This window comes from Agrococcus baldri (genome assembly GCA_900114805.1).
Lineage (GTDB): Bacteria > Actinomycetota > Actinomycetes > Actinomycetales > Microbacteriaceae > Agrococcus > Agrococcus baldri.
The window spans coordinates 256,575-270,448 of record FOZN01000001.1; the positions used below are offsets into that span (position 1 = coordinate 256,575).

Annotated in this window: 14 protein-coding genes; 7 read left to right on the top strand and 7 right to left on the bottom strand. The window is 73.2% G+C overall.

All coding sequences use genetic code 11. From position 1 onward, the window contains the following. Positions 1-24: 24 nt before the first annotated feature. The 4 genes from BM288_RS01215 to BM288_RS01230 all read left to right on the top strand — a co-directional run bounded on the left by BM288_RS01215 (position 25) and on the right by BM288_RS01230 (position 4,527). Positions 25-552 (top strand): sigma-70 family RNA polymerase sigma factor, encoded by a 528-nt coding sequence (locus BM288_RS01215; protein WP_318255261.1) that lies wholly within the window; start codon positions 25-27, stop codon positions 550-552. Then, complete coding sequence (locus tag BM288_RS01220; protein ID WP_092915090.1) at positions 549-1,358, top strand: hypothetical protein; 810 nt, start codon at positions 549-551, stop codon at positions 1,356-1,358. Before BM288_RS01215 ends, BM288_RS01220 begins: the two co-directional genes overlap by 4 nt. Before the next feature lie 174 nt (positions 1,359-1,532). Next, positions 1,533-3,611, top strand: a complete 2,079-nt coding sequence (locus tag BM288_RS01225; protein ID WP_177220190.1) for a TPM domain-containing protein — start codon at positions 1,533-1,535, stop codon at positions 3,609-3,611. A gap of 133 nt (positions 3,612-3,744) precedes the next feature. Beyond that, positions 3,745-4,527: a PspA/IM30 family protein gene (locus BM288_RS01230; protein ID WP_092915094.1), complete on the top strand. Its 783-nt coding sequence runs from the start codon at positions 3,745-3,747 to the stop codon at positions 4,525-4,527. A 267-nt stretch (positions 4,528-4,794) separates the two neighbouring features. On the opposite strand, the gene BM288_RS01235 is transcribed toward BM288_RS01230, so the two are convergent. Further along, on the bottom strand, positions 4,795-6,054 hold the full coding sequence (locus tag BM288_RS01235; RefSeq protein ID WP_092915096.1) for a glycosyltransferase: 1,260 nt from the start codon (positions 6,052-6,054) through the stop codon (positions 4,795-4,797). 34 nt (positions 6,055-6,088) lie between these two features. On the opposite strand from BM288_RS01235, the gene BM288_RS01240 reads away from it, so the two are divergent. Together BM288_RS01240 and BM288_RS01245 are read left to right on the top strand one after the other, a co-directional pair. Beyond that, positions 6,089-6,565 carry a hypothetical protein gene (locus BM288_RS01240; RefSeq protein ID WP_318255262.1) on the top strand — a complete coding sequence of 159 codons (477 nt, stop codon included), beginning with the start codon at positions 6,089-6,091 and terminating at the stop codon, positions 6,563-6,565. A 96-nt stretch (positions 6,566-6,661) separates the two neighbouring features. After that, on the top strand, positions 6,662-7,960 hold the full coding sequence (locus tag BM288_RS01245; RefSeq protein ID WP_092915098.1) for a Fic family protein: 1,299 nt from the start codon (positions 6,662-6,664) through the stop codon (positions 7,958-7,960). 21 nt (positions 7,961-7,981) lie between these two features. Here BM288_RS01245 and BM288_RS01250 read toward each other — a convergent pair whose 3' ends face one another. Then, positions 7,982-9,457 carry an amidase gene (locus BM288_RS01250; RefSeq protein WP_092915100.1) on the bottom strand — a complete coding sequence of 492 codons (1,476 nt, stop codon included), beginning with the start codon at positions 9,455-9,457 and terminating at the stop codon, positions 7,982-7,984. A gap of 31 nt (positions 9,458-9,488) precedes the next feature. Here BM288_RS01250 and BM288_RS01255 point away from each other — a divergent pair, with 31 nt between their 5' ends. After that, positions 9,489-9,950: a nucleotidyltransferase domain-containing protein gene (locus BM288_RS01255; protein WP_177220192.1), complete on the top strand. Its 462-nt coding sequence runs from the start codon at positions 9,489-9,491 to the stop codon at positions 9,948-9,950. On the opposite strand, the gene BM288_RS01260 is transcribed toward BM288_RS01255, so the two are convergent. The 5 genes from BM288_RS01260 to BM288_RS01280 form a co-directional block, all read right to left on the bottom strand. Then, positions 9,947-10,342 carry a hypothetical protein gene (locus BM288_RS01260; RefSeq protein ID WP_092915102.1) on the bottom strand — a complete coding sequence of 132 codons (396 nt, stop codon included), beginning with the start codon at positions 10,340-10,342 and terminating at the stop codon, positions 9,947-9,949. The genes BM288_RS01255 and BM288_RS01260 overlap by 4 nt on opposite strands. Positions 10,343-10,408: 66 nt before the next feature. Then, a complete protein-coding gene (locus tag BM288_RS01265) occupies positions 10,409-10,834 on the bottom strand; it encodes a hypothetical protein (protein ID WP_092915104.1) in 426 nt (141 codons plus the stop codon). Between the two features lie 177 nt (positions 10,835-11,011). After that, positions 11,012-11,716, bottom strand: coding sequence for a uracil-DNA glycosylase (locus BM288_RS01270; protein ID WP_092915106.1), 705 nt, complete (start codon positions 11,714-11,716; stop codon positions 11,012-11,014). Continuing rightward, the gene (locus tag BM288_RS01275) at positions 11,713-12,423 is read right to left on the bottom strand and encodes a Type 1 glutamine amidotransferase-like domain-containing protein (protein ID WP_177220193.1); all 711 of its coding nucleotides are present in this window, start codon (positions 12,421-12,423) and stop codon (positions 11,713-11,715) included. Before BM288_RS01275 ends, BM288_RS01270 begins: the two co-directional genes overlap by 4 nt. Positions 12,424-12,525: 102 nt before the next feature. Then, complete coding sequence (locus tag BM288_RS01280; RefSeq protein ID WP_092915110.1) at positions 12,526-13,833, bottom strand: aspartate aminotransferase family protein; 1,308 nt, start codon at positions 13,831-13,833, stop codon at positions 12,526-12,528. Positions 13,834-13,874: the final 41 nt, after the last annotated feature.

Genomic DNA, 13,874 nt, shown 5'->3' on the forward strand with positions numbered 1-13,874 from the left:
TCTCAGTAGACAGAGGGAGTGCGCGTGGCAGCCAGGTGGGAGCTGGTCGTGGCAGAGCTCGTCGCCGAGCGCGGCGAAGCACTGGTGCGCTACGCGCTGCTCCTCTCGGGAGATGAGGAGGAGGCGCGCGACATGGTGCAGGACGCCCTGACGGCCACGTTCGGCCGGCTGCGCAACGGCTTCGCGGTCGAGCAGGCGGAGGCCTACGTGCGGAAGGCGATCGCGAACCGCTTCCTCGACCGCGCCCGCCGCGGGCAGCGGTGGCGGCGGATCGCCCCGCTCGTGACCGAGCGCGAGCTGGTCGACTCGGGCTCGACGCTCACGGGCGAGCGGCTCGACATGGCGCGCCGGCTGCAGAAGCTCTCGCCGCGCGAGCGCGCCTGCATCGTGCTGCGCTACGACGAGGACCGCACCGTCGAGCAGATCGCCGCCGAGCTGGGCATCTCGGCGGGCGCGGTCAAGCGGTACCTGTCGGATGCGCTGGGCAAGCTGCGCGGGATGCTCACGCAGGAGGCGGAGCGCGATGAGCGCACCATGGGAGGCGGCGCATGAGCGGCGACGACGAGCTGCGGCGGCGGCTGCACGACATCCCGACGGCCGGCGCGCGGCTCGACACCGACGCGATCATCGCCGGCGCCAGGAAGCGGCGGCGGCCGAAGACCATCGCGCTGTCGTCGGCGGCGACCGTCGCCGGTGTGCTGATCGTGGCGCCGTTCGTGGCGCCGGGACTGTCGCCGCTGCAGCAGACCGGCATGGGCACCGTGTCCGACTCCGGCGCTGCTCCGGAGTCGGCGCAGGAGTCGGGCGTCGACGCTCCCGCGACCGGTCCGAGCGTCGACGAGGGCGCCGACAGCGGCGCCGGCGCGGAGGATGCGGGCGAGGGCGACACGGGTGCATCGGGCGACACGGGTGCATCGGACGGCGGCGACGCAGCCGCTGCCGGGTCGTGGCCCGCGGACGCGCGCACGCTGCCGCTCGACCCCGGTGCGGCCTGGTGCGGCCTCTCGCGAGCGGGCGACGTGGGGCTCGCGCTGACCATGATGGAGCTGGCACCTGCAGCTGGGCCGGGCAGCGGCTTCGCGCCCGTCGAGGTGACGAACATCGGCACCCGGTCCGTCGCGCTCGAGCTCGAGCCGGTCATCGCGCTCGAGATCGAGAACTCGAGCGGGCGGATCGCCGGCGGCGAGGCGGAGTCGTTCGCGCTCTCGCCCGGTGCATCAGCGGTGCTCGACGCGCCCACGGCGGTGCTGCCGGCCGGTGTTTGCGGCGACGGGACGCCATCCGCCGACGTGCCGGTCGTGATCGTGCAGCTCGACGGCGGCGAGCCGTTCGCGGTGGTGGGCACGCCCAACGAGTGACCCGTTCGCCCGCCGCGACCGGCGGGGTACAGCGTTCGCTGAGAGCGCCGCGCAGTGCCGCCATCTCCAAGGTTCGCGGCAAGGTGCGCTGGTTAGACTCGCGCCAAGCCGGCACCCCTAGGCCGGCGGCTGGGAGCACAGATGCACGTCCGGATCGTTCGCCCGTCGACAGTGGTGGCACGCCCCTTGATCGTCATGGGCCTGGGCGCCGCCGGGCTGCTCGGGCTCTCGGCTGGCGCGCTCGTCACCGAGGACCCCGTCGACCTGGGCGGCGACGCGTTCGTCGACACCACGGGCGAGTTCTCGAGCGACGCGGACGACCTGAACTCCTTCCTCGACCAGCACAACGCCGAGGCGGAGGCCGACCTCTACGTCGCCGTCGTCGGCAGCTTCGACGGCATGGACCGCGGCGAGTGGGCGGTGCAGAGCGCCGAGGCCTCCGGCCTGCCGCAGGATGCGCTGCTGGTGACCATCGCCTGGGAGGACGGACAATGGGGCCGCGCGGTCGCGAACGCCTACCCGCTCTCGGCAGGCGAGGTCGACCAGGTGGCGCAGCAGGCGCTCGTGCCGGCGCTCAACAACGGCGACGTCGCCGGCGGCGTGATGGCCATGGCGGATGCCATCGACGAGGCGGTCGCGAGCGGGGGCACGGGCGGCTCGGGCGGCGGCACCGAGGTGAACGTCGACGGCTCGGCCGTCTGGCCGGTCGTGGCGCTCGTCGGCGGCGCGGCCGTCGTGGGCGGCGGCGGCTACCTGATCTACCGCGGGACGAAGGCCAACAAGAAGCGCAAGGGCCAGGTCGCCGCCCAGAAGCAGCAGCAGCTCAGCCTCGAGGAGCTCAAGCAGCGCGCCGACATCGCGCTCGTGCAGCTCGACGACACCGTGCAGCAGAGCGAGCAGGAGCTCGCCTTCGCCAACGCGCAGTTCGGCGAGGAGGCCGTGCGCCCCTACCGCCAGGCGCTCGACAAGGCGAAGGGCGGACTGCAGGAGGCCTTCGGCCTGCAGCAGCAGCTCGACGACGCCTTCCCCGACACCGACCAGGAGGTGCACGACTGGTCGAGCCGCATCCTGCAGATCGCCGAGGGCGCCGGCAACGAGCTGGCCAGCCACGGCGCGTCGTTCGAGCAGCTGCGCGACCTCGAGCAGAACGCGCCGCAGGTGCTCGAGTCGGTCGCGCAGTCGCGTGCCGCGCTCGACGGGCGGATCGCGAACGCCAAGCAGATCCTCGACCGCCTCGACGACGTGCACTCGGGCGCCTCGATCGACCCGGTGCGGGAGAACATCGCCGGCGCCGAGCGGCAGCTGCCGAACATCGATCAGTCGATCGCCGCCGGCCGCGAGGCCGTCGCCGCAGGCAACGGCTCGGACGCGGCGCTCGCCGTGCATGCGGCCGAGGCCGCGCTGGCGCAGTCCTCCGGCCTGCTGGCCGCCGTCGAGCGCGCCGAGGGCGACCTGGCGAACTCCGCGCGGCAGCTCGCCGACCTCGTGCAGGACTCGATCGGCGACATCGCCGCGGCCAAGACGCAGCGCGCGACCTCCACGACCGACCTGACCCCGCTCATCCGCTTCGTGGAGGAGCAGGTCGCGATCGCCCAGCAGCGGCCCACTGACACGCTCACCGTGCTCGCGAACCTGCAGCGCGCCAACCAGCGGCTCGACGAGGCGACCGGGCAGGCGCGGGCGCACGGCGAGCAGCTGCAGCGCTCGAAGGCCGGCCTCGAGCGCTGGATCACCTCCGCCCGCTCGAACATCGACCGCGCCGAGGACTTCATCGCCACCCGCCGCATCGGCGTCGGCCCGCACGCCCGCCAGCTGCTCGCCACCGCGCAGCAGGAGCTCGCGCAGGCGCTGCGCCTGCAGGGGCACGACGACGCGTCGGCGACCCAGTACGCGCAGGCCGCATCGGAGCATGCCGAGCAGGCGATGCAGGACGCCTCCGGCGACATCGGCGGCTGGGGCGGCCAGTCGCAGAACCCCTACTACCGCCGCGGCGGCGGGCGCGGGCAGGACATGCTCACCGGCGGCCTGCTCGGCTACATCCTCGGCGACATGATGCGCGGCTCCGGCGGCGGCCACGGCGGCGCCTACTCCGACCCCTTCGCCGGCGGCTCGGGCGGCGGAGGCGGCGGCCTCGGCGACCTGTTCTCCGGCGGCGGCGGCTCCTTCGGCGGCGGCGGGGGCGGCTTCTTCGGCGGCGGCTTCGGGGGCGGCGGCGGCGGCTTCGGCGGCGGAGGCGGCAGCTTCGGCGGCTGAGCCGCACCGGGGCCGGCCCTCGCCGATGCGCACCGTGACCCCACCCAGCAGCGTGACCTGACACATCCATCGACCACAACTGAACCGACACGATCCAATGGCCGCTCCGGCGGCAACCGCAGGAAGGAACACCATGTCCAAGCAGTCCATCCTCGGCCGCATCGCGCAGCTCGCGAAGGCCAACATCAACGCGCTCCTCGACCAGGCAGAGGACCCGCAGAAGATGCTCGATCAGATGGTTCGTGACTACACGAACTCGATCGCCGACGCCGAGGCTGCCATCGCGCAGACCATCGGCAACCTGCGCATGCAGGAGCAGGACTACCAGGAGGACGTGCGCGCCGCCGAGGACTGGGGCCGCAAGGCACTCGCCGCCTCGCAGCGCGCCGAGGAGTTGCGCGCATCGGGCTCGGGCGACGCGGCGAAGTTCGACAACCTCGCCAAGGTCGCGATCGGCAAGCAGATGCAGTCGGAGTCGGAGGCCCGCTCGGCCGAGCCCTCGATCCAGTCGCAGAACGAGGTCGTCGACAAGCTGAAGACCGGCCTGCAGACGATGAAGGGCAAGCTCGACGAGCTGAAGTCGAAGCGCTCCGAGCTCATCGCGCGCTCGAAGGTCGCCGAGGCGCAGACGCAGGTGCACGACGCCGTGAAGTCGATCGACATCCTGGACCCCACGAGCGAGATCGGCCGCTTCGAGGAGAAGATCCGCCGCGAGGAGGCGAAGGTGATGGGCCAGCAGGAGCTCGCCGCCTCGTCGCTCGACGCGCAGTTCGAGGCGCTCGAGGACGTCGGCCGCGAGACCGAGATCGAGGCTCGGCTGGCCGCGCTCAAGCAGGGCTCGCAGGGGCAGCTGGGCGCCGGCTCGTCGCAGACGGATGCGTCGGGTGCCGTCGACGCGGAGGTCGTCGACCGCTGACGCACACGCGCGCGGAAGAGGGGTCGGGCTCGCGCCCGGCCCCTCTTCGCGTGCCGGGCGGCGCCGGTCGGGCTCCCGCCCGGCCCCTCGTCGCGTGCACGGCGGCGCCGCTGCCCGCGCCGCCGACCGGCGTCGCCACCGCGCCCTCTGCGTCCTGAGCAGAGGATGCATCGCATCGTTGTCGCCAGATGAGGACGGATCGTCCTCTGTTCGGAACATCTCCTCTGCTCAGAACGTGGAGGCTGCGGTCGCCCAGCGCGTGGGCGGCTACGCGCGGGCTCGGGCCGCCGCCCGATAGACCGTCTCGAGCTCGAGCGCGACATCCTGCCAGTCGCGGCGGCTCGCCGCGCGCCGGCCGGCCAGCCCGAACTCGACCTGCAGGTCGTCGTCCTCGAGGATCGAGCCCACCGCCTGCGCCCAGTCGAGCGGATCGCGCCCGTCGATGAGGATGCCCGTCTGCCCGTCGATCACCGACTCCAGCAGCCCGCCGACGCGTGAGGCCACCACGGGCGTGCCCGAGGCTGCGGCCTCCAGCGGCACGAGGCCGAAGGACTCGGTGCGGCTGGGCACCACCACCACGTCGGCGGCGTCGAGCAGCTGTGCGAGCGCTTCGCGGTCGAGGCTGCCGATGTGGCGCACGCGACGCTCGACGCCGAGGTCGCGGGCCAGGTCGTGCAGCGACTCCAGATAGCGCTCCGAGCCGGGCGTCGCGTCGCCCGCGAGCACGAGCACCGCACCGGGCAGATGCTGCAGCATGCGCACCGCCAGATCCTGCCCCTTCAGCGGCTGCACGCGGCCGACGCACACCACCAGGCCGTCCTCGGGGCGCACGCCGAGCCTGGCGCGCACATCCAGCCGGGCCGCCAGCGGCGCGGGCTGGAACAGCATCGTGTCGACCGCCGGCGGCACGAGCCAGACGCGTTCGGCGGATGCGCCCACGCCGTCGCAGAGGACGTCGACCTCGGCGCGCGAGACGGCGGCGATCGCGTCGACCTCGCTGGCCAGGTAGCGCTCGGTGAGCAGCCGACGCTCGGGCTCGGGGCGGTCGTCGTCGCCGATCCGCCGGTTCTTCTCCTCGGCCAGCGTGTGGAAGGTCTGCACGATCGGCATGCCGAGCGAGAGGGCCACCGGCAGCGCCGCCAGGCCCGAGAGCCAGTAGTGCGCGTGGATGACGTCGAAGGGCTCGTCGGCGGCGAAGGCGAACCGCTGCAGCTGCTCGCCGAACTCGTCGGCGAGGTTGGGCAGCTCGTGCTTGCGCACGATGCCGCCGCCGGTCTCGAGCGCGTGCAGCGCGACGCCCGGCGCGAGCGCCTCGGTGCGCGGCGCGCCGGTGGAGCGGGTGAAGATGTCGACCCGATTGCCGCGAGCGGCGAGCGCCATCGCGCTCTCGAGCACGAGCACGTTCAGGCCGCCGGCGTCACCCTTGCCAGGGCGGTCCGCGGGCGAGGTGTGCATCGAGACCAGGGCGACCCGCAGGGGTGGCTGCGCAGGCGCCCCATCAGGATTGCCGTACGGCTCCGGGCACATGAGTCCAGGCTATCGGCGCGCTATCGTCGCCCGCATGGCAGTTTCACGATCCAGCCTCCTCGCCCGCTCCGGCACTGCCCTCGGCTCCGTCGGCCGCACGCTTGGCGGGCCCGCGTTCGAGCTCGTCACCGCTCCCCCGCTCGCCCGCGGCGGCGCCCGCATCGCGACGCAGGCGGCGCGCCTCTGGGGCCGGATCCTCGGCGGAGACGAGCGCACGGAGGGCGAGCTGCACGTGATCACCGGCCTGCCGAAGTGGGCGTTCGGGCGCGGCGGCACGACGGTCGGCGCGACCTACCTGACCCACGCATCCGATGCGCCCTCGGTGCTCGAGCACGAGGACGTGCACCGTCGGCAGTGGGAGCGCTACGGGCTGTGGTTCATCCCGATGTACTTCGCGGCCGGCCAGGACGCGACGAAGAACCGCTTCGAGATCGAGGCGGGGCTCGAGAAGGGCGGCTACCTGCCGAAGCGCGGTCGCAACCTGCCGCCACGGGAAGCCACCTCCCCCTGACGCAACGGTGCGCAACTGAGATCGCTCTCCCGTTATTTCTCACTTAGCAGGGTTAAGGTAGATGTATTCGGGTCACGATCAGGCGAGGAGACGGACATGGCGCACTATGTCGACCTGCTCTGGAAGCCGGATGATGCAGCCGGACTGAGCCGCAAGGATCGCGCAGCGGGCCACTACCGAGCGTATGTCCCCGACGAGCTCGGAAATCGGCTGCCGCCCATCGGCGAGGCGGCGCAGTCCGCCGCTGCGGACGCACTCGCGGTGCTCGCCCGCGCTGATGAGCGGATCGGCTCGCGTGGACGGTACCTGAACCACCTGCTCGTCCGATCGGAGAGCATCTCGTCCTCGTGGATCGAGGGCAACCGCATCGCGCCGAAGAAGCTGGCGATCGCCGAAGCACTGCATCAGGGGAACCGGGTGGCGCTCGAGGTCGTCGCCAACGTGCGTGCGACAGAGCAGGCCATCGCCGAGCTCGCCGATCGAGAGCGGCCGATCACGACCCGCGACATCGAACGGCTGCAGCACGTCATCCAGCCCGCGCTGACCCCCGGACTGCGCACCGAGCAGAACTGGGTGGGTGGTCCCGGCTGGAGCCCCTTGCGGGCAGACTTCGTGCCACCGCCCGACGGTGAAGTGCGACGCCTGGTCGACGATCTCAGCGGCTTCCTCACGGCGACCGACGGCAATCCCGTCGTGCGAGCGGCGATCGCGCACGCGCAATTCGAGACGATCCATCCATTCATCGACGGCAATGGGCGCACCGGTCGGGCGCTCATCCACACGGTGCTGCGCCGCGCCGATGCGCTGCGCAACACCCTCATCCCGATCAGCACGGTGTTCGCCGGCGACGTCGACGCCTATCTGGGTGGACTCACAGCCTTTCGAGCGAACCCGCCGCGGCTCGACGACTGGGTGCTCGGCTTCGCACACGCCGCCGAGCTCGCCGCGGGCAATGCCGTGCGGCTCTCGGAGGACATCACGGCGCTCGACGCGGCCGTCCTCGAGCAGCTGATCGCCGACCGTCGCGAACGCGGGCTCTCACCCGCGACCCCACGCAGCGACGCGCTCGTGCTGCGCATCCTCGCCACCCTCGCCAGCGATCCCGTGCTGACTGCGGAGTCTGTGGTCGCTCGGCTCGGCGGCTCGCCTGCGGCGGCGCATCGTGCGCTCACCGAGCTCGGTGAGGCAAGGATCCTCGGCCGCACGAAGGATCAACGGGGCCGGCTGGTGTGCTGGACGGCTGATCGCCATCTGGGCCTGGTGGCGCTCACCGAGCGCAGCAATCGCGTCGGCGGCGGCGACACGGCAGGCCGCGGACCCCGACTCGCCCCGCCCGCCCCCACCGCCGCACAGGTCGGCCGGCTCCGGCCACGGAAGGCGCCGCCGACAGCGTGAGCGTCGCGCGGACGCCTCCGCTCAGGCTCGCATGCGGTCGACGACGCGCTGCGTCCACGGGATGCGGCGCTCGAGCTGGCGACCGATCGCCAGCAGCGTCCCCTCCTCCCCCGGGCGGCCGATGAGCTGCACGCCCATCGGCAGGCCTTCGCCCTCGGGCGGCGGCGCCATCTGGTGCACCGGCAGCGAGATCGCCGGCAGGCCGGTGAGGTTCACGAACGAGGTGTGCGGCGTGTGCAGCACCTGGGCGCGGAAGTCGGCCTCGCCGTCGCCCGCCGGGTACCAGTCGAGCGGCCGCGGCGTGAGCGCCGTCGTGGGCGTGAGCACGGCATCCCAGGGCGAGAAGGCCGCGATCACCCGCCGCTCGTACTCGGTCGCCCACAGCTGCGCCCGGGCGAGGCCGCCGGCGGTCAGCTCATCGCTCGTGTCGATGATCCAGCGGGCGAGCGGCTCGAGCAGGTGCCGCTGCTCGCGCGGGATCGGGATGGTCGCCGCCCCACCCCGCCACAGGTCGGTGAACGCCGCCGGGTAGCCGGCGACACCCGGCACGCCCAGGTCGCCCGACGCATCCGGCAGCGCCACCTCGCCCACCTCGTGGCCGAGCGCCTCGAGCGCGCGCACGGTGGCGGCGACCGCATCCTCGGCCTCTGGTGCGATGCGGATGTCGTCGCTCGCGTCCCAGGGCGTGCCACCGGTCATCACGGCGATGCGGAAGCGCCCCTGGCCGCGCATCGCCGCCGCGAGCAGCGAGCCGTCGTCGTGCTCGGGCGAGCGCAGGCTCAGCCCATGCGGCGTGCGGCCATTGACCCGCCCGATGAGCGCATCGGTGAGCAGCGCCACGTCGATCACCGAGCGGGCGATCGCGCCCGCCGTGGTGAGCCCGCCCACCTGCCCGACACCGCTCTGCGCCGGGATGCGGCCGCGCGTGGGCTTCAGCCCCACGAGGCCGCAGGTCGCCGCGGGGATGCGGATGGAGCCGCCGCCGTCGGAGCCGGGCGCGAACGGCAGCAGCCCCTGGGCGACCGCCGCGGCTGCGCCGCCGGAGGAGCCGCCGGCGTGCAGGTCGGGGCGCCCGGGCAGGGTCGTCGCGCCGTGCAGGGCCGAGCGCGTGTAGCCGGCGAAGCCGAACTCGGGCGCTGCGGTGCGCCCGAGCACCACGCCGCCGCCGGCGTCGAGCACCTGCGCGAGCGGATGCGTGACCTCGGCGATCGCGCCCTCGAGCGCGCGGCTGCCCATGCTCGCGGGCTGGCCGGCGCGGGGCGTGAGGTCCTTGTCGGCGAAGGGCAGCCCGTGGATGATGCCCGTGCGATCCTCCGCCGCGTCGGCGGCGCGGGCGCGCTCGAGGGCGAGGCCGGCGTCGACGTGCACGAAGGCGTTCGCAGCGTCGAGGCGGGCGATGCGGTCGAGGAAGTGCTCGGCGACCTGCACGGCGCTCAGCTCGCGCGCGTGCAGCAGCTTCCACAGCTCCAGGGCGCCGAGCTCGTGGATCGCGGTCATGGCTCGAGCCTACGTCGCGTACCGTGGCGGGATGCAGCCGGACGACGTCGCTCTCGCCCTCGACGCGATCGGCGAGCCGGTGTGGATCGCGGGCGGCTGGGGGGTCGACGCGCTCGTGGGGCGGCAGACGCGCGAGCACCGCGACCTCGACGTGCTGGTCCCCGCTGCTCGCCTCGAGGCCGCGCTCGCCGCCCTTGCCGAGCTCGGCTGCGAAGTCGAGACGGACTGGCTCCCGGTGCGCGTCGAGGTGGCCGGCGCTCGCCTGCGGGTCGACCTGCATCCGGTGATCGAGCGGTCGGACGCGCTCGTGCAGCGGGTGCTCGACGGCGAGCTGTGCTACCCGATCGAGCGCCTGACGACCGGTCTCATCGGCGATCGACCCGTGCGGTGCATCGATGCCGAGCTGCAGCGCGAGCTGCACAGCGGCTACGAGCCGCGCGCGGCCGACGTGCACGATCTCGCACGGCTCGACGAGATCGGGAGCCGCTCCTAGCCCAGGAAGCGGCCCGCCCGGCGCTGCAGCCGCTTGCGCTCGGTGCGCTCGCGCATCTCGTCGCGCGTGGCGTAGTTCGTCAGCTCGCGGAACGGGTCGCGCCCGACGAAGCGCGGCGGCTCGGCGAGGATCGCCGTGACGGCCTTCTCGAGCTCCCAGTACTCGCCGATGCGGGTGCCCTGGCCGGGGTTCATGTGGCGCAGCCGCGCGTCGTAGCGCGTCTCGCCCCGCACCTCGATCTGCACGATGAAGCCGCGAGTGGCGCCGGCGACCGACACCATCCAGAATCCCGGCCCGAGGTCGGTCACGGTGGCGCTGACATCGCTCGCGGCAGCGGCCGCCTGCGCGTCGGTGCGCTCGCGCTTCGCGCGCCACTGCTCGAACTCGGTCACCCCACCATGGTGCCACCTCGGACCGACACGGTGACGGATGCCGAGCATCCGCCGGGCATGCAGTGCTCAGTGGCGTCGGTGGGTGGCCTCGATCGAGCGGTCGCTGCGCTGGGCGAGCCAGAGGCCGACCCCGAGCGAGAGGGCGCCGGTCGCGACGCCGAGCGCCGCGCCCACCGGCGCCATCGAGACGTCGAACTGGGTGAGTGCGAACAGCAGTGCGGCGATGAGCACCATGACCGCGAGCCCGAGCGCGGTCACGAGCCACGGCTGGGCCCCCTGGTCGACGAAGCGCCTCGTGAAGACGACGGCGACCGCGGCGGGCACGCCGAGCGCGAGGCCGAGGATGACGCCGCGCTGCAGCCCCTCGCCGCCCGGCGCGGAGGCGAGACCCATGGCGAAGCCGGCGACGATGCCGACGGCGAGGGCGATCACCGCCGCCCAGGCCAGCGGCACCGTGTAGTCGACCGGTGCCCGGTGCTGCGCGATGGCCATGATCGCTGCCTCCTCCGCGGCGACCCTCGACGCGGCTGACGCCAGCGTGCTCCTCGGAGAACCGGTTTGCAACCGCCGTTACAGAAACCTGCGGCTTCCCTCAGCCACGCTTGCGCAACGCCTCTGCGCGGCTTGCGTCAGGCCGCCGGAGCCTGCCCGAGGTCGCGTCGGCCTACGTCAGCGCGCGTCGGGGATGCGCCAGTCGATCGGCGCCGCCCCCTGCGCCACCAGCGCCGCGTTCGCGCGCGAGAAGGGGCGCGAGCCGAAGAAGCCGCGGTGGGCGCTCAGCGGCGAGGGGTGCGGCGAGGCGATCACCGGCACGCCCTCGAGCAGCGGCGCGAGCGACTGCGCCTGCGCGCCCCAGAGGATCGCCACCAGCGGCGCCGGCGCGCCCGCGGCGTCGCGACGTGCGACCAGCGCCCGGATCGCCGTCTCCGTCACCTGCTCCCAACCCCAGCGCCGGTGCGAGCCCGTGACGCCGGCCTCGACGGTCAGCACCCGGTTGAGCAGCAGCACCCCCTGATCGGCCCAGCTCGAGAGATCGCCGTGGGCGGCCGGCTCGATGCCGAGATCGTCGTGCAGCTCGCGGTAGATGTTGCCGAGCGAGCGCGGCAGCGGCCGCACGTGGCGCTCGACCGCGAACGCGAGCCCGATCGAGTGCCCGGGTGTCGGGTACGGGTCCTGGCCGACGACCAGCACCCGCGCATCCGCCATCGGCCGCCGGAAGGCGCGCAGCACCGCGTCGCCCGGCGGCAGCGAGGGCCGCCCAGCGGCCGTCTCGGCGCGCAGCCGCTCGCCCAGGCCGTGCACGACGTGCTCGACGGGCGCCAGCGCATCCGCCCACCCTGCATCGACGAGCTCGGCGAGGGGCCGCCCGCTCATGCCGCGAGCACCCCGATGCTGACCCGTTCGCCGTCGCGGTCGGCCGTCCAGACGCTGCCGTCGCCGGCGACCTCCAGGCCGCCGGGGCCGATGATGAGCGAGGTGTTCTCGTCGATCGCGACCACCCGCTCGGCGAGGCCGGCGTGCACGATCGCGACCGCGCGAGAGAGCGTGCCGTACTGCGCGCAGTGCACGTCGACCACCAGGTCGATCAGGCCCAGGCCCGCATCGAGGGTGACGTCGTCGAGCCCCTCGGCGTTCGACTCGGCCGTGACGGGCACGCCGCCGATGCGCCAGCCGCCCAGCAGCGCGACGTCGCCGGCGATCATCGAGCCGGCCGAGAAGCCCGCGTAGGGCACGCCGGTGGAGACCAGCCCGCGGATCGTGTCGGCCGCCGGCATGACGGCCGCGTGGTAGCCGGGGGTGAGGCCGCCGCCGATGAAGATGCCGTCGGCGCCGCCCAGATCGGTCGGCAGCAGCGTGCGCTCGGCGGTCAGCTGCACGATGCGCACCTCGCCCGCGCCGAGCTTCGTCATGTCGTCGCGGTAGTCGGCGTGCCACGTCGCGCCCTCGGCCTCGTCGGCCGCCCACAGCACGACCGCGATCGTCGGCGGGCCGCCGGCGCGCTGCCGCGCCTCGTCGATGAAGCGGCCCGTCCAGCGCGATTCGTCGTCGGCCCAGCCGCCGCCCAGCAGGTGAATGCTCATGCGTGCCAGTCTGGCAGGCCCGCCGCGGCCGGATCTCAACGTGTGAGGTGGTCGTTCGGCGCACACCATGCGGCGAACCGCCACCTCACACGTTCAGCTCGCTCAGGCGTGGGCGGCGAGCACCTCGTCGAGGATCGCCAGGCCCGCGCGCGCGTCCTCGTCGCTGATCACCAGCGGCGGCACGACGTGGATGCGGTTGTCGGCCCCGAACGGCACATAGCCGCGCTCGAGCAGCGCCGCCTTGATCGATGCGATGACGGATGCGTCCACGGGCTTCCGGCTCTCGCGGTCCTGCACGAGGTCAAGGGCCCAGAAGACGCCGCGGCCCCGCACCTCGCCGATGATCGGGTGCCGCTCGGCCATCTCGCGCAGCGCCGGGCCGAAGACGTCCTCCCCCAGGTGCTTCGCGTGCTCGACGATGCCCTCCTCCGTCATCGCGTCGATCGACGCGACGATCGAGGCGGCCGCGAGCGGGTTGCCCGAGTAGGTCAGCCCGCCCGGGATCGCCCGCTCGCGGAAGGTCGCCAGGATCTTCTCGCTGATGACGACGCCGCCGACCGGCACGTAGCCCGAGTTGACGCCCTTCGCGAAGGTGACCAGGTCGGGCTTCACGCCGTCGTGCTGGTGCGCGAACCAGTAGCCGGTGCGGCCGAAGCCCGCCATCACCTCGTCGAAGATCAGCACGATGCCGTGCTCGTCGGCGAGATCGCGCAGCCCCTGCAGGTAGCCGGGCGGCGGCAGCAGGATGCCCGCCGTGCCCGGCACCGCCTCGACGATGATGGCCGCGAAGGTCGAGGGCCCCTCCGCCTCGAGCACCCGGCGGGCGTGCTGCAGCGCGCGCTCGCCCTCCTGCTCCTCGGTCTCCGCCCAGAACTCCGAGCGGTAGAGGAACGGCCCGAAGCAGTGCACGTGGCCGGTCGCGTACTCGTTGCCCACCCGGCGCTGGTCGCCGGTCGCGTTGATCGCCGAGCCGGTGTTGCCGTGGTACGAGCGGTAGTGCGAGAGCACCTTGGCCCGGCCCGTGTGGATGCGGGCCATCCGGATCGCGTTCTCGACCGCATCCGCCCCGCCGTTGGTGAAGAAGACGGCAGCCATGTCGTCGATCTTCGACAGGATGCGCTCGGCCGCCTCACCACGAGCGAGGTTCGTGGTGGGCGGCGCGACCGTGGCGAGCTCTGCCGCCTGCTGCTGGATCGCCGCCACGACCTTCGGGTGGGAGTGCCCAATGTTCGTGTTGACGAGCTGGCTCGAGAAGTCCAGGTACTCTCGGCCCTCGTAGTCCCACATCCGCACGCCCTCGGCGCGCGCGATCGTGAACGGATTGACCTGGCCGTGCTTCGACCAGGAGTGCAGCACGAGCTCGTCGAGCTCGCGTGCGCGGTCGCCTGCAGCAGGGTCTGGTGTGGTCATGGCTCGCTCCTCGCGTGGTATCTGACAGGGGGGCTGGTTCG

Excerpts from the sequence above, each read along its gene's own strand:
- BM288_RS01270 (WP_092915106.1), bottom strand. The coding sequence starts at position 11,716 with ATGAGCGGGCGGCCCCTCGCCGAGCTCGTCGATGCAGGGTGGGCGGAT.
- BM288_RS01250 (WP_092915100.1), bottom strand. The coding sequence starts at position 9,457 with ATGACCGCGATCCACGAGCTCGGCGCCCTGGAGCTGTGGAAGCTGCTG.
- BM288_RS01230 (WP_092915094.1), top strand. The coding sequence starts at position 3,745 with ATGTCCAAGCAGTCCATCCTCGGCCGCATCGCGCAGCTCGCGAAGGCC.
- BM288_RS01255 (WP_177220192.1), top strand. The coding sequence starts at position 9,489 with ATGCAGCCGGACGACGTCGCTCTCGCCCTCGACGCGATCGGCGAGCCG.
- BM288_RS01240 (WP_318255262.1), top strand. The coding sequence starts at position 6,089 with ATGGCAGTTTCACGATCCAGCCTCCTCGCCCGCTCCGGCACTGCCCTC.
- BM288_RS01280 (WP_092915110.1), bottom strand. The coding sequence starts at position 13,833 with ATGACCACACCAGACCCTGCTGCAGGCGACCGCGCACGCGAGCTCGAC.
- BM288_RS01275 (WP_177220193.1), bottom strand. The coding sequence starts at position 12,423 with ATGAGCATTCACCTGCTGGGCGGCGGCTGGGCCGACGACGAATCGCGC.
- BM288_RS01245 (WP_092915098.1), top strand. The coding sequence starts at position 6,662 with ATGGCGCACTATGTCGACCTGCTCTGGAAGCCGGATGATGCAGCCGGA.
- BM288_RS01220 (WP_092915090.1), top strand. The coding sequence starts at position 549 with ATGAGCGGCGACGACGAGCTGCGGCGGCGGCTGCACGACATCCCGACG.
- BM288_RS01235 (WP_092915096.1), bottom strand. The coding sequence starts at position 6,054 with ATGTGCCCGGAGCCGTACGGCAATCCTGATGGGGCGCCTGCGCAGCCA.
- BM288_RS01265 (WP_092915104.1), bottom strand. The coding sequence starts at position 10,834 with ATGGCCATCGCGCAGCACCGGGCACCGGTCGACTACACGGTGCCGCTG.